Below are 14,913 nucleotides of genomic sequence, written 5' to 3' on the forward strand. Positions count from 1 at the left end.
ATCAGCCCAGCAACCGGATCGGGGAACCGGCGAGATACGCCTCGATATCCTCGACAGCCTGGGTGAAGAACGTCCGGTAATTGTCGCGCGTGACGTAGCCGACATGCGGCAGCGCCAGGACGTTCGGCAGGCGCCGGAACGGGCTGTCGGCCGGCAGCGGCTCCGTCTCGAACACGTCGAGCCCCGCCCCCGCGATCCGGCCCTCCTCCAGGGCCCCGACCAGGGCGGCCTGATCGACGATCGGCGCGCGTGACGTGTTCACCAGGATGGCGCTCGGGCGCATCCGGCGCAGCTCCGCATCGCCGAGAAGCCCGCGCGTCCGGTCGCCGAGCACCAGATGGATGGAGACGACGTCGCTCGCTTCCAGCAGGTCCTCCTTGGTTTCGGCACGCTCGACTCCGGCGGCTGCGGCCCGGGTGTCGTCCAGATTCGGGCTCCAGGCGATTACCCGCATGCCAAAAGCCCGGCCGATTGCAGCGACCCGCGTGCCGATCTTGCCCAACCCGAGGAGGCCCAGGGTCGCCCCGGCGAGATCGGTCCCGACCGTGCTCTGCCACGGTCCTCCGTCCCGCAGGTTCCTGTTCTCGAGCGGCAGGTGGCGGGCGAGACCGAGGATCAGCGCCCAGGTCAGCTCCGTCGGCGGCGTCGGGCTCGATTCCGTGCCGCAGACCGTGACGCCCTGTGCCCGCGCCGCTGCCACATCGATTGCGAGGTTGCGCATGCCGCTGGTGACCAGCAGCTTCAGCCGCGGCAGCAGAGCCGCCGGGAAGGGCGTGCGCTCGCGCATGATCACCAGGATCTCGGCCTGATCGATCCGGGCGACGAGAGCGTCCTGATCGGCGACGTGATCGGTGATGGACGAGACCGCGACCCGATCGGACAGGCGCGCCCAATCGGCGAGGCCGAGCGCGGCCTCCTGGTAGTCGTCGAGGATCAGGCAGGTTTGCACGATGGTCTCGCTTGAGGGCTACGGCTCGCATCGCTCTCGATGAGCGCCGTGTTCGTTGAGGTTCGGCCGCAGGTCCGAAAAGCACAAAACGCGCTGGGTCGGTCGCCTCCCGGTACGGACGAAGCTTCGTGCGTGAGGTGAAACGTCACCCCGCTTCCGCCAGCGCCTCGAACGCCACCGCGACCCCGGCCGCTCCCGGATCCTCAATCCCGGCAAGATCTCCAGCCGCGAGGTAGCTCGACCGGCCGGTCGCGGCGCGGTCCATATCGGCGGTGGCGGCGGCACCCGCGCGGGCAGCTGCGGCAGCGGCGTCGAGCCCGCCGGATTTCAGGGCGCCGAGCGCGGGGATCAATGCGTCGAGCATCGTGCGGTCGCCGGGGCCGGCGCCGCCGTAATCCCGTACCCGGGCTAAACCCTGGGCCAGAGCATCGGGCCAGGCGGCCCCGTCCGAGAGCGATGCCGCGGTGGCGGCGAGAAAGATCGAGGCGAGCACGCCGCTCGAACCGCCGACCGCGCGGCCGATCCGTTCGGCGAGCGCGCGGCACAGGGCGGGCGAATCAGCCTGCGGCAGCCGATCGAGATCGGCCTCGACCGCCCGGGCCGCGCCCGCGAAGGTCGTGCCGGTGTCGCCGTCGCCGACCTTCGCGTCGAGGGCGTTGAGCGCGCCCTCGGCGGCGATGAGCGCCCGCGCCACAGCCGCGATCCGGGCGCCCGCCACGACATCGCGCGACGGCGCGAAGGTCTCGCCAGCCAGCCCTTCGGGAAGCGGGCGCAGGACCGGCGGCGCGATGCGCGTTGCGCCGGGCCAGGCCGGCATGGGTACCGGGGCGAGCAACGCCGCTTCGAGCGCGTCGTCGAGCGGCAGGATCGACAAAGATGCGCCGTGCATGTCGAGGGCGGTCATCAGCGGCGCCGGGCCGAGGAGGAGGCGCACACGGCGTCCGAGCTCCGTGGCCAGGACGGCCCGGGTCAGGACCTGCATCTCCAGGGCCGTGGCCGAGCCGAGATTGTTGACCAGCAAGGCCAGCGGCCCGGCGCCCGTGAGACGCTCGGTCATCAGCCGTGCCAGATCGGCCGCCTTGGGCAGCGCGATCCGCTCGACCCCCGGTTCGCCATGGATGCCGAGGCCGAGCTCGGCCTGACCCTCGGCGAGGCGCTCGCTGCGCGGCGAGCCCGGGATCGTGGCGGTCGAGACCGCGATGCCGAGCGACTGGGCCGAGGCCGCGACCCGCCGGGCCAGGGCCGCCACCGTCTCCATCGGCGCGCCCGCCTCCGCGGCATGGCCCGCGATCTTGTGGACGAACAGGGTGCCGGCCACGCCCCGGGGCTGCTTTGCCGTCGGCAGGGCGATGTCGTCGGCCACGATCACGGTCTCGACCTTCTTTCCGAGCGCCCGGGCGCGCTCGGCGGCGAGGCCGAAATTCAGCCGATCGCCCGCGTAGTTCTTGATGATCAGCAGGCACCCGGCCGGCCCGGTCACCGCCAGGATGCCGGCCAGCACCGCATCGACGCTCGGCGAGGCGAAGACATCTCCGCACACCGCCGCGCTGAGCATGCCCGGCCCGACGAAGCCGGCATGGGCCGGCTCGTGGCCGGAGCCGCCGCCCGAGATTACCGCGACCTTGCCGGGATCCAGCTCGGACCGCAGCACGACGCGGATTCCCGGATCGCCGTCGAGCCGCGCGAGGCGACCGCCGCCGGCGGCCAGAAGCCCCGCGATGGCGTCGGTGACCAGGCTGGCGCGGGTCTCGATGAAATGGGCCATGGCGCGACCTTCTGCGATCTCCGTCCGCAGCTCTCGCTGCACGGTCTGACAGCGGATTGTCTGGGCAATCGCGGCCGGCGGCGCAACGGCCGCCGCCGGGTTTCCCACGCCCCGAAGCCGCGCGGGCTATTCCTTTACGGCGCCGGTGAGCGCGGAGACGTAATACTCGACGAAGAACGAGTAGAGGATCACCAGCGGCAGGGAGCCGAGCAGGGCGCCGGCCATCAGCGAGCCCCACTTATAGACGTCGCCGTCCACGAACTCGCTGACCACCGCGATCGGCACGGTCTTGTTCTGGGTCGAGGACAGGAAGGTCAGCGCGTAGATGAACTCGTTCCAGCACAGCGTCAGCGAGAAGATCCCGGCCGAGATCAGGCCCGGGAAGGCGAGCGGCAGGATGATCTTGGTCAGGATCTGCCACCGGCTCGCGCCGTCCATCAGCGCGCATTCCTCCAGCTCGTACGGAATGGTCTTGAAGTAGCCCATCAGGAGCCAGGTCGAGAACGGGATCAGGATGGTCGGGTAGGCCAGGATCAGGGCGATCGGCGAGTCGAACAGGCCGTAGGCCTGGACGATCGTGGCGAGCGGGATGAACAGGATCGAGGGGGGCACAAGGTAGGCCAGGAAGATTGCGGCGCCGACCCAGCCCGCTCCGTTAAAGCGGATGCGCACGCAGGCATAGGCGGCCAGCACGCTGGCAAACAGCGACAGCACGGTGGCGGCCACCGACACGTACATCGTGTTCCAGAGCCAGCGCGGATACTGCGTCTCGAACAGCAGCTTGTTGATGTGCTTGAACGTCGGCTCGACCACCCAGAACGGGTTGAACCGCTCCATGTCGATCAGCTGCTCGTCCGGTTTGATCGCCGTCAGCGCCATCCAGTAGAACGGGAACAGCAGCACCACGAGGATGATCAGGAGCGGCAGGTAGGTGGTCACGAGCCGCCGGGGCAGACGCTCGAGATAGGCCATCCCCTCGCTGTCGTCGGTGAGCCCGGCCGGGCGCGCGGCGATGACGGGCGCGAGGCGCGGGTCGGCATGGGCGGGCGGAGCGGGCGCGCTCATCGGTCGGTTCCCCCGGATTGCCAGGCCCGGCGCTGCAGGCCGAACCACGAGATGCCGATCGCGGCGAGCAGGAACGGCACCATCGCGGTGGCGATCGCGGCGCCCTCGCCGAGCGTCCCCGAGAGGATGCCGCGCTGATACGACAGGGTCGCCATCAGGTGCGTGGCATTGACCGGGCCGCCCCGGGTCATGGCCCAGATCAGCTGGAAGTCGGTGAAGGTGAACAGCACCGAGAAGGTCATCACCACGGCGATGATCGGCGTCAGCAGCGGCAGGGTAATGCGTGAGAAGATCTGCCAGTTCGAGGCGCCGTCCAGTGTCGCGGCCTCGTAGAGCGAGGGCGAGACCGTCTGCAGCCCGGCCAGCAGCGTGATCGCGATGAACGGCACGCCGCGCCAGATATTCGCGAAGATTACGCAAGCCCGCGCCATGCTGGGCTCGCCGAGGAAGTCGATGTTGCCGTCGATGATCCCGAGATGGCGCAGCGACCAGGAAATGATCGAGAACTGGCTGTCAAAAATCCACCAGAACGCGATCGCCGACAGGACGGTGGGCACGACGAACGGGATCAGCACAATCGATCGGATGATCGATTTGAACGGCATGTTCTTGTTCAGCAGCAGCGCGAGATAGAGGCCGACGCCGAACTTCACCACCGAGGCCACCACCGTGTACAGGCAGGTGTTGAACACCGAGAGCCAGAAGACGTCGTCGTCCCAGAGCCAGGTGTAGTTCTCCAGGCCGATGAAGACGCCCTCCCGGCCGATCCGGGTATTGGTGAAGGACAGCCAGATACCCTTCAGCAGCGGATAGGCGAGGAACAGGCCGAGGATCAGCGCGGTCGGCAGCATGAACCAGAAGCCCGCCCAGCCGCGGCTGGCGCGCAGGCGCTGCCAGGCCGAGCGGGTCGGCATCGCCAGCGGGGCGGGCTGTGTCAGGGCCGTATGCGCCATGGATTCGCCTCGGGGTCATGGCCGCGGGCAAGCCCCGCGTCCCACCGCGTTCAGGTGTTGCGGAAGATGCGCTGGGCGGCGCGCTCGGCGTTGCGGATCGCGGTCTTCACGTCCTCGCGGCCGGTGCAGTGGCTGGCGAACATGTCGACCACGACGAAGTCGGCCAGGACCGCGGCGACGCGCTCGCTGACGGGCGCCAGGCCGCCGGCCGCCCGCGAACGCCGTCCCGCTTCGGCGAACACCGCATTCTTCGGATCGCTCGTCCAGATCGGGTTCTTCGGGTAGTTCGACAGCGGCTCGCACAGGTAGCCCTGTGCGGCTTCCAGCCAGGGATTGTAGTTCGACGCCTCCATCATGAAACTGATGAACGCCTTACAGGCATTGGGCGCCTTCGAGTATTTGAACGCCAGGATCGGGAAGGCGAGCTGGAACTCGGTGGGCTTGCCGGCCGGGCCGATCGGCCAGACCGCGTGGTCCATATCCTCGGCGAGCTTCGGGTTGTCCTTCTTGGCGGCGGCGTAGATCGAGATGCCGTTATGCGTCAGGTAAAGGTCGCCCGCCAGGAACGCCTTGTTGTTGGAGGAATCGTTCCAGGACACGGTCCCTGGCACGAAGGTCTCGTACATCGCCTTGACGTATTCCAGCGCCTTGGCGGTCTCCGGCGAGTTGATGACGATCTTCTCGTTGGCGTCGACCAGGTTGGCGCCATGGGACCAGAGCGCCCAGTGGCACCAGGTGTTGGCGTCGCCTGTGGCGTGCCCGAGGGCGAAACCTGCCGGCGTGTTGTTCTTCTTGAGGGCCCGGCACAGTTCGAGGAAGCCGGCGGTATCCTCGGGGAACTTGCTGAACCCGGCCTTCTGCATCGCCGAGATGCGGTAGTTCGGATAGCCGCCGTTGAAGCCGACCGGGATCGCGATCCACTTGCCCTTGACCTTGCCGTAGGCCTCCGCCGACGGGAACCAGGGGCCGTATTTCTTGGCCAGCGACTCCGCCACATCCTCCAGCGGCAGGCACTTGTCGGGGAACAGGGCCGGGAACGAGAACAGGCCCCAAACCATGTCCGGCCCCTGCCCGGTATTGGCGGCGACGGAGGCCTTGGGCTGGATGTCGTCGAAGGATTCGTTGGTCACCGACACCTTGACGCCGGTCGCCTTGGTGAAGGCGTCGACCATGCGCAGGAACGCCTCGTCCTCGCTGGGGATGAAGCGCTTCCAGCGCAGGATCGACAGGCTGGCGCCGGGCTCCGGCTTCCACTCGGCGGTCTGGGCCCAGGCCCGGGCGAAGCCGAGGAGGTCGGCGCCGGCGGCGAGGCCGGTCGCGGCGGCCCCCGTCAGGAGGGAACGGCGGTCGAGTTTGGGCATCGTGGCGTCACTCCCTGGATGGATCGGCCCGCCGGGAACGAAGCAAGCCCGGCTCGGCGACGGGGATCGGGTGCGGTCAGGTCGGCAGGCGCCGGCCCGTCTCGGCATCGAAGAAGTGCACGCGGTTCGGCCGCAGGTGGACGGTCTCGCCCGGCCCCTCGCTCACGCGCTCGCGCAGCACGCAGGTGAAGTCCTGGCCCTGGGCCCGCACCGCCAGCATCGTCTCGGAGCCCGTCGGCTCGACCACGACGACCTCGGCGGCGATCCCATCGGGCGCCAGGTCGAAATGCTCCGGCCGCAATCCGAGGACCAGCTTGCGGCCCTCGGCGCCCACCGGCGCCTCGGTCAAGGGGATGATCAGGCCGGTCTCGGCGGCGAAGACCAAGCGGCCGTTCCGGCGCACCGTCCCGGGCACGAAATTCATCGCCGGGGAGCCGATGAAGCCGGCCACGAACAGGTTGTCGGGCCGGTCGTAGAGTTCCAGCGGCGGGCCGATCTGCTCGACTACGCCGTCATGCATCACCACGATCCGGTCGGCCATGGTCATGGCCTCGATCTGGTCGTGGGTGACGTAGATGGTCGTGGTCTTCAGGCGCTGGTGCAGCTCCTTGATCTCGGTGCGCATCGCCACGCGCAGCTTCGCGTCGAGATTCGAGAGCGGTTCGTCGAACAGGAAGACCTGCGGGTCGCGCACGATCGCCCGGCCCATGGCCACGCGCTGGCGTTGCCCGCCGGAGAGCTGCCGCGGATAGCGGTCGAGGAGATGGGTCAGCCCGAGGATCTGCGCCGCCTTGCTGACGCGCTCGTCGATCTCGGCGGCCCGCGCCTTCCGGATCCGCATGGAGAACGCCATGTTCTCGCGCACCGTGAGGTGCGGATAGAGGGCGTAGTTCTGAAACACCATGGCGATGTCCCGCTCTTTGGGCGGGACATCATTGACGACACGCTCGCCGATACGGATCTCGCCGCCGGAGATATTTTCCAAGCCGGCAATCATCCGGAGCAAGGTCGATTTTCCGCAGCCCGAAGGCCCGACCAGGATCACGAACTCCCCGTCCCGGATGTCCACAGACACGCCGTGCAGGACGTTCGTCGACCCGAAAGCCTTGCGGACCTCGCGGATTCCCACCGAGGCCATGCTTCCTCCCAATCAGGGTCGCTCTAACGCCGACTCCTGTCCGAACAGTACAATAGAGCCGATGCCGGAAAGCAAGTCGGCAGAACCTGAATTTTGAATCATATCGCGCTTCTGTCAGCCGCTTTCCCGTGTGAAGCTGAAGGCGGGGACGACGGTGACGACACCGCCGGCATGAAACATCCTGCCGGGACCCGAATCGACAGCGGGTGCTAAAGCGGGCCCGTATCGGCCCCGCTGAGCCGGGCCTTCCGGCAGGGACCGGTCGGGATGTGGCGCAGCGATAGGCCCTGACGCATGAGGACAGCATGGCATTATCCGGTCTGACCGCCCGCGAGATCCTGCCCGACGATGCCGGTCGCGGGGCGCTGGTCGGGCGGGTGTGGCGCCCGGATGTCGGGGGTCCGAGCGTGGTGGCGATCCGCGCGGATTCAGACGGCGATCTGCGGGCGATCGACATCACCGCCCGGTTCGCGACGGTCAGCGACCTGTGCGAGACACCCGACTCGGCCGTCGCGCTGCGGGCCGCCGACGGCGCGGATCTCGGAAGCCTCGACGCGATCGTGGCCAACACCCCGCCGGACAGCCGCGATCCCGGGCAGCCCTGGCTGCTCGCCCCGGTGGATCTCCAGGCGCTGAAGGCCGCCGGCGTCACCTTCGCGACCTCCATGCTGGAGCGCGTCATCGAGGAGCGGGCCCGGGGGGATCTCGCGGCCGCTGCGGCGATCCGCGCCGAGGTCGAGCGCCTGGTCGGCCGCGACCTGCGCCGGCTGAAACCCGGCTCGGCCGAGGCGATGGCGCTGAAGGACGTACTGGTCGCCCAGGGTGCCTGGAGCCAGTATCTCGAGGTCGGGATCGGGCCGGACGCAGAGATCTTCACCAAGGCCCAGCCGCTCTCGGCGGTGGGCTGCGGCGCCGATGCCGGGCTTCATCCGGATTCGCACTGGAACAACCCCGAGCCGGAAGTGGCCCTGGCGGTGTCGTCCAAGCAAGCCATCGTCGGGGCGACCCTCGCCAACGACGTGAACCTGCGCGATTTTGAGGGCCGGTCGGCGCTGCTCCTCGGCAAGGCGAAGGACAACAACGCCTCCTGCGCGCTGGGCCCGTTCCTGCGGCTGTTCGACAAGACCTTCAGCCTGGACGATATCCGGCGCACCACCGTGACCCTCGAAGTGACCGGCACCGACGGGTTCCGGATGGAGGGCACCTCGCCGCTCGCCGAGATCAGCCGCGACCCGGAGGAGCTGGTCGGCGCTCTGATGGGGCGCACGCACGATTATCCGGACGGGGCGATCCTGCTGCTCGGCACAATGTTCGCGCCGATCCAGGACCGGCACGGGCCGGGGCTCGGCTTCACCCATGTCGAGAACGACCGCGTCGTCGTGGCGAGCCCGGAACTCGGCCGGCTCGTCAACCGGATGCGCCCCTGCGACGCCTGCGAGCCCTGGACGTTCGGCGCACGCGCTTTGATGCGCAACCTCGCGGCGCGCGGGATTTTATGACAGAGGCTCGCGCCGAAGCCGCCCGCCCGACATGGCGCCCGCCGCAGAGATCAAGCCGATGACAGCCGCCGATTCCCTCCTCGCGCGTCTTACCGCCATCGTCGGGCCATCCGGCTTGGTCACCGGCGAGGAGCTGCGCGGCCGGTCCGCGAACTGGACCCGACCGACCGAGCCCTGCGCGGCGCGCGCCCTCGTCCGGCCGCGCAATACCGCGGAGACCAGCGCTGTGATGGCCGCCTGCCACGCGGCGGGGATCGCCGTCGTCCCGCGCGGCGGCGCCACCGGGCTCGTGGACGGGACCCTGTGCTCTCCGGACGAGATCACGCTCTCCACCGAGCGGATGACCGCGATCGAGCCGGTCGATCCGCTGGGCATGACCGTCGTGGTCGGCACCGGCGCCACCATCGAGAGCGTGCAGAATGCCGCCACGGAGAGCGGTCTGTTCTTCCCCCTGGATCTCGGCGCCCGCGGCTCGGCGACGATCGGCGGCGCGATCTCGACCAATGCCGGCGGGCTGCGGGTGCTGCGCTACGGCATGATGCGCGAGATGGTTCTCGGGCTGGAAGCGGTGCTGGCCGACGGCACGGTGGTCTCGTCCATGCGGCCGCTGATCAAGAACAACACCGGGCTCGATCTGAAGCAGATCTTCATCGGCACCGAGGGGACGCTCGGGATCGTCACGCGCGCGGTCCTGCGCCTGCGCCCCGAGCCGGCCGGCTACGCCACCGCGCTGATCGCCTGCCCGGGGGTCAATGACGGCGCCCGGGTCCTGCGCGCCGCCCAGAGCGCGTTCCAGGGGCGGGTCTCGTCCTTCGAGGGCCTGTGGCCGGACTTCTATCGGTTGATGACCGCCCCCGGCCGGGCGACGCCGCCGCTGGGATACGATTACCCGTTCTACGCGATCATCGAGGTCGAGTGCGTGCCCGAGGAATCCGACCGGTTCCTCGGCCTGCTCGAAGGCCTCATGGGCGAGGGCGTGATCCTCGACGCGGCTGTGGCCTCGTCAGAGGAGCAGCGCCGGGGGATGTGGCGCATCCGCGACCGGGTCGAGCACCTGAACGCCGACGGGATCGAGCGCGCCTTCGACATCAGCGTACCGCTGACCAAGATGGACGGCTATGTCCGGGGCGCCCTGGACCGCCTGGCGGCGATCCCGGGCTGCCGCGCGGTGGTGTACGGCCATATCGGCGACAACAACCTGCACTGGAACACGACCCGCCTCGACGCCGCCGGCAACGCTGCCATCGACGCCGCGATCTACGCGCCGCTCGCCGAGCTGAACGGCTCGGTCTCGGCCGAGCACGGCATCGGCCTGGAGAAGCGCGGCAAGCTGCCCCTGTCGCGCTCCCCGGAGGAGATCGGCGCCATGCGTCTGGTCAAGCGCGCGCTCGACCCGGACAACCGGCTGAACCCGGGCAAGATCTTCTGAAAGCCAGTTCGATGGCGGCGACTCGGCTGGCGGTCCGCCTCACGCCGCGCGGCGGACGCGATGCGGCGGATGGCTGGGCGCGAGACGAGAAAGGCCAGCCCTACCTCAAGGCGCGGGTTTCCGCGCCGCCGGTCGATGGCGCCGCCAATGCGGCGCTGGAAACGTTGATCGCCAAAGCGCTCAAGATCGGCCGCAGTTCGGTTCGGATCGTTGCTGGCGACCAGAGCCGCTTCAAGATCTTGGAAATCGACGGCATTACCCAGAGCGATCTCGACCGTATCTTCGGTGCGCCGGACTGAGCGCCGGGCCGGAATCCCTTTATCCCGGCCCGTACGCCCTTAGAACGCGACCTTGTCCCCGCCCTTCAGCGCCAGCATCTCCCGCGCCTCGTCGGGCGACGCGATGGCGAGGCCGAGGCCCTCGATGATCGAGCGGACGCGGCGGACCTGCGCGGCGTTGGTCTCGGCGAGCTTGCCGGGGCCGTCCCACAGGCTGTCCTCCAGGCCGACGCGGACATTGCCGCCCATCGCGGCCGCCATGGCGGCGATGTTCATCTGATTGCGGCCGGCGCCCAGCACCGACCAACGGTACTGATCGCCGAATAGCCGGTCGGCGGTGCGCTTCATGTGCATCACGTCGTCCGGATGAGCGCCGATGCCGCCCTGCAGGCCGAACACGGTCTGGATGAACAGAGGCGCCTTCACCAGCCCGCGGTCAAAAAAGTACTTGAGATTGTAGAGATGGGCGGTGTCGTAGCACTCGAACTCAAACTTCGTCCCGTTCGGCCCGCAGGTGGTCAGGATGTGCTCGATCTGGCCGAACGAGTTGCGGAAGATGATGTCCTTGTTGCCGAGATAGTCCCGCTCCCACTGGTGCTTCAGGTCCTTGAAGCGGTCGAGCATGCCGAACAGGCCGAAATTCATCGAGCCGAGATTAAGCGAGGCGACCTCGGGCTGGAAGGTCGCGGCCGGGCGCACCCGCTCCTCGATCGACATGGTCGGCGCGCCGCCGGTGGTGAGGTTCACCACACAGCCAGAGCGCTGCTTGATCACCGGCAGGAACTTGGCGAAGGCCTCGGGCGACTGGTCGGGCTGCCCGGTCTCGGGATCGCGGGCGTGCAGATGGATGATCGCCGCCCCGGCCTCGGCGGCGCCGATGGCGGCGTCGGCGATCTCCTCCGGCGTCACCGGGAGATGGGGCGACATGCTGGGCGTGTGGATCGCGCCGGTGACGGCGCAGGTGATGATGACTTTCCGCTGTGAGGCCATGCTCAGTCCTTCTGTAAAAGCTTGTGGGCCCGCAGGGCCGCGAGACGGTCATCCCGGCGGCGCATACGGGCAGGCAGATCCGCGGGCGCCCGCCACTGCGCGAGGATCGCCTCGGTAGCCGGTGTTTCGTAGACCGTGGGCGGGGCCGGATCGGCGGCGAGGCTCTTGTAGAAGCCGGTGTAGCGCGCGCAGTAATCGGCGATGCCACCGGGGGCGTTGAGCTCGATCGTCTCGAACGGGCCCATAAAGCTCCAGCGCAGGCCGAGCCCGTCCGCGACAGTCTTGTCGAGATCCTGCGGCGTCACGTAGCCCTCCGAGGCGAGGCGGAACGCCTCCGCCAGCAGCGCGCCCTGGAGCCGGTTGAGGATGAAACCCTCGATCTCCTTCAGCACCGTGATCGGCACCTGCCCGATCGCTTCGTAGGTCGCTCGGGCGCGCTCCAGGGTTGCCGTATCCGTCCACGGCGCGCCGGAGATCTCCACCAGCGGGATCAGGTGCGGCGGGTTCACCGGATGCCCGATCAGGCAACGCCCGCGGCCGGGCAGATCTTTCGTGAAGAGAGAGCAGCGGATCGCCGAGGAGGACGAGGCGATGATCGCGTCCGGCGGCGCCAGCGCGTCGAGCTCTGCGAACAGGGCCTGCTTCACGTCGAGCCGTTCCGGCCCGTTCTCCTGCACGAAGCCGACACCGTCGAGGCAGGCGGCAAGGCCTTCCGGAGCACGGATGCGCCCCGCCGCCGCTTCCGGGTCCGGGCAGAGCCCGTGCGCGGCCAGCACCCGCAGCCCCTCGGCGCAGAGCGGGACCGCGGCCTCGGCGATTCCGTCGGCGGCATCGAACAGGCGCACGTCCCAGCCGGCGCGGGCGAAGATCATCGCCCAGGCCCGGCCGATCAGGCCGGAGCCGATGATCGCGACGCTGTCGGTCATAGCCACAAAACCTTTCGCCGCAGATCCTGATCCTCGCGCAGCAGGCGCGATTCGCCGGTCCATTGGACGCTGCCGCGCTCGAGCGCGACGGTGCGGTCCGAGAGCGCCAGCGCGAGGTCGAGATGGTGGTCGACCAGGATGATCGCGATCTCTCGGCGCAGACGGTCGAACGCCTCGAACAGTTCCTCCGTGACGGCCGGCGACAGGCCCTCGAACGGCTCGTCGAGGAGCAGGAGGCGGGTGTCGCCGGACAGGGCCCGGGCCACCGCCACCATCTGCTGCTCGCCCCCCGACAGGCGCGCGGCGTCGATGGTCCAGCGCTGCTTGAGCCGCGGGAAGAACTCCAAAACCTTGTCCTCGTCCCAGTGGATGCCGGCGCCGGTGAGCCGTCGCAGCCGGCCGAGGCCGAGATTCTCGGCTACGCTCATCCCGGAGAACAGCGCCCGGCCCTGCGGCACGTAGCCGATGCCGAGCCGGGCGATCCGGTCGGGCGTCAGCCCGGCAATGTCCTGGCCGGCCAGCACGATGCGCCCGGCGGCCGGGGGCGCGGTGCCGATCAGCGTCTTCAGCAGGGTCGACTTGCCGGCGCCGTTGCGGCCGAGCAAGGCCACGACCTCGCCTTTGTGCACGGTGAGGTCGACACCGTTGAGGATGTGCGACTTGCCGTAGAAGGTATCGACGCCGGCCATGGAGAGCAGCGTCTCGGGCGCCGCCGCGCTCGCCCGGGGCTTGGCGGCGATCGCCTCCGTGCCCGAGCCGAGATAGACCGCCTGGACCCGTTCGTCGTCCCGGGCATCGGCCACGGAGCCGTCGACCAGCACGGCGCCGTCCGCCATGACGGTGACCCGGTCGGCGAGGCGGAAGACCCGATCGATGTCGTGCTCAACCAGCAGCACCGGGATGTCGGCTGAGAGCGCCTTGATCAGGTCGCCGACGCGCTCGCGCTCGGCGGCGGCGAGGCCGGCCAGCGGCTCGTCGAGCAGCAGCACCCGGGGCCGGGTCGCGAGCGCCAGCCCCATATCGAGCAGCCGCTGGCCCCCATAGGACAGGCTGCCCGCCTCCGCCTTCTCGATCCCGGCGAGCCCGGTCCAGCGCAGCAGCTCGGCGGTGTCGTCGGCGATCTCCCGGACGCCGAGGGCGTCGCGCCAGGGGCTCATATGGGCCGGATGGCGCGCCTGGACCGCGAGGCGGACGTTCTCCTCGACGGACAGGCCCGGGAACAGGTTGGTGATCTGGAACGAGCGGCCGAGCCCGGCCCGGGTGATCGCGTGCGGCTCGAGCCCGGCGATCTCGCGCCCGTCGAGGAGGATCCGGCCGGCATTCGGCCGGAACATGCCGGAGAGCAGGTTGAACGCCGTGGTCTTGCCGGCGCCGTTCGGCCCGATCAGCGCGTGCAGGGTCCGGTCGGCCACTGCGAAGGACACGCCGCGCACCGCCGCCACCGGCCCGAAGCTCTTCCGGATGTCCTCGGCGACCAGGACCGGGCCGTCGGCGCGGCCCTCTGCGATGAACCGGGCCGGCACGCGGCCCGAAGCGCCGGCCCGGCGCGCAGACATGGCGGCGCCCTCGCTCGGCCCGCGGCGGAACGGCCGCATCAACCGCGCCGCGATGCCCACGAGCCCGTCCGGCGAGAACACGATGAAGGCGACGAACAGCAGCCCGAAATACAGCAGCCAGTTGGCGGTGTAGATCGACAGGAATTCTCGGAACAGGATATAGAACAGGGCGCCGAGCGCCGGTCCGAGGAACGAGCGCATCCCGCCGATCACCACCATGGCGAGCAACTCGCCCGAGAACGCGATGGAGATCGGGTCGGCCGAGGTGAAGCGGTGGCTGTAGGCGGAGAGCGCCCCGGCAAGCCCGGTGATCGAGGCCGAGATCACGAAGGCGGCGAGCTTGTAGCGGTTGGTCGCGTAGCCGAGGAAGCCGGCGCGCTGCTCGTTCTCCCGGATCGCGACCAGCACCGTCCCCATGGGCGAGCGGCGGAACCGCCAGAGCCCGACGAGGACGAGGAACGCGATGGCGGAGACGGCCGCGTAATAGGCGCCGGGCTGCTGCAGCGCCTCCCAGCGGTGCAGGTTGCCGATGCCGTTCTCGCCGCCGGTGAGGTCGGTCCAGCGGAACGCGATGGCGTAGAGCATCGCGGTGAATGCCAGGGTCAGCAGCGAGAAGTAGACGCCGCGCCGCCGCAGGATCAGTGCGCCGCCGGCCAAGGCGGCGAGGCCGGTGATCGCCAGCGCGCCGACGAGCGGCAGGGCCATGTCGCCCGGCGCCAGGCGGGTCTGCAGGATCGCCACCGCGTAGGCGCCGATCCCGAACCACGCCCCGTGGCCGAAGGAGACGAGGCCGGTCCAGCCGACCAGGATGTTGAGGCCGAGGACGGCGAGCGCGAAGATCACCACGTCGGTGGCGGTGATGAGCGTCAGGCCGATCGCGTCCAGCGCGAAGGGCAGGACGATCAGGGCGGCGAGCGCGGCCCAGAGCTGACGGCTCTCGCGCAGGATCAGGCCGCGCTGGGGCATGGCGAGCGGCAGCGGTTCGGCGGTTCCGGACATGGGGC

Annotated in this window: 12 protein-coding genes; 3 read left to right on the plus strand and 9 right to left on the minus strand. The window is 69.5% G+C overall.

The window, feature by feature from the left end; all coding sequences use genetic code 11:
* Position 1 precedes the first annotated feature (1 nt).
* The 6 genes from AKJ13_RS17465 to ugpC all read right to left on the minus strand — a co-directional run bounded on the left by AKJ13_RS17465 (position 2) and on the right by ugpC (position 7,231).
* Positions 2-949, minus strand: a complete 948-nt coding sequence (locus AKJ13_RS17465; protein WP_200905656.1) for a D-2-hydroxyacid dehydrogenase family protein — start codon at positions 947-949, stop codon at positions 2-4.
* 145 nt (positions 950-1,094) lie between these two features.
* Entirely contained in the window at positions 1,095-2,714 is a 1,620-nt protein-coding gene (locus AKJ13_RS17470; RefSeq protein ID WP_050734496.1) for a dihydroxyacetone kinase subunit DhaK, read from the minus strand.
* Between the two features lie 126 nt (positions 2,715-2,840).
* Complete coding sequence (locus AKJ13_RS17475; RefSeq protein ID WP_050734497.1) at positions 2,841-3,779, minus strand: carbohydrate ABC transporter permease; 939 nt, start codon at positions 3,777-3,779, stop codon at positions 2,841-2,843.
* Entirely contained in the window at positions 3,776-4,732 is a 957-nt protein-coding gene (locus tag AKJ13_RS17480) for a sugar ABC transporter permease (RefSeq protein WP_050734498.1), read from the minus strand. Before AKJ13_RS17480 ends, AKJ13_RS17475 begins: the two co-directional genes overlap by 4 nt.
* 50 nt (positions 4,733-4,782) lie before the next feature.
* On the minus strand, positions 4,783-6,093 hold the full coding sequence (locus tag AKJ13_RS17485) for an ABC transporter substrate-binding protein (RefSeq protein ID WP_007562102.1): 1,311 nt from the start codon (positions 6,091-6,093) through the stop codon (positions 4,783-4,785).
* A 76-nt stretch (positions 6,094-6,169) separates the two neighbouring features.
* Entirely contained in the window at positions 6,170-7,231 is a 1,062-nt protein-coding gene (gene ugpC / locus AKJ13_RS17490) for a sn-glycerol-3-phosphate ABC transporter ATP-binding protein UgpC (protein ID WP_050734499.1), read from the minus strand.
* A 305-nt stretch (positions 7,232-7,536) separates the two neighbouring features.
* Between ugpC and AKJ13_RS17495 the strand changes: the two genes are divergently transcribed.
* From AKJ13_RS17495 to AKJ13_RS17505, 3 genes are read left to right on the plus strand one after another with little or no spacing between them, the layout of a single operon-like run.
* Positions 7,537-8,730, plus strand: a complete 1,194-nt coding sequence (locus AKJ13_RS17495) for a fumarylacetoacetate hydrolase family protein (protein ID WP_050734500.1) — start codon at positions 7,537-7,539, stop codon at positions 8,728-8,730.
* A 58-nt stretch (positions 8,731-8,788) separates the two neighbouring features.
* Positions 8,789-10,159 carry an FAD-binding oxidoreductase gene (locus AKJ13_RS17500; RefSeq protein WP_050734560.1) on the plus strand — a complete coding sequence of 457 codons (1,371 nt, stop codon included), beginning with the start codon at positions 8,789-8,791 and terminating at the stop codon, positions 10,157-10,159.
* A gap of 11 nt (positions 10,160-10,170) precedes the next feature.
* Positions 10,171-10,458, plus strand: a complete 288-nt coding sequence (locus AKJ13_RS17505) for a DUF167 family protein (protein ID WP_050734501.1) — start codon at positions 10,171-10,173, stop codon at positions 10,456-10,458.
* Positions 10,459-10,497: 39 nt separating this feature from the next.
* Here AKJ13_RS17505 and AKJ13_RS17510 read toward each other — a convergent pair whose 3' ends face one another.
* From AKJ13_RS17510 to AKJ13_RS17520, 3 genes are read right to left on the minus strand one after another with little or no spacing between them, the layout of a single operon-like run.
* Positions 10,498-11,427, minus strand: a complete 930-nt coding sequence (locus AKJ13_RS17510; protein WP_050734502.1) for a 3-keto-5-aminohexanoate cleavage protein — start codon at positions 11,425-11,427, stop codon at positions 10,498-10,500.
* Positions 11,428-11,429: 2 nt separating this feature from the next.
* The gene (locus AKJ13_RS17515) at positions 11,430-12,353 is read right to left on the minus strand and encodes a 3-hydroxyacyl-CoA dehydrogenase (RefSeq protein WP_050734503.1); all 924 of its coding nucleotides are present in this window, start codon (positions 12,351-12,353) and stop codon (positions 11,430-11,432) included.
* Complete coding sequence (locus AKJ13_RS17520; protein WP_050734504.1) at positions 12,350-14,908, minus strand: branched-chain amino acid ABC transporter ATP-binding protein/permease; 2,559 nt, start codon at positions 14,906-14,908, stop codon at positions 12,350-12,352. The genes AKJ13_RS17515 and AKJ13_RS17520 overlap by 4 nt, the downstream gene beginning before the upstream one ends.
* Between the last annotated feature and the right edge of the window lie 5 nt (positions 14,909-14,913).

Source organism: Methylobacterium sp. ARG-1 (genome assembly GCF_001262595.1).
Lineage (GTDB): Bacteria > Pseudomonadota > Alphaproteobacteria > Rhizobiales > Beijerinckiaceae > Methylobacterium > Methylobacterium brachiatum.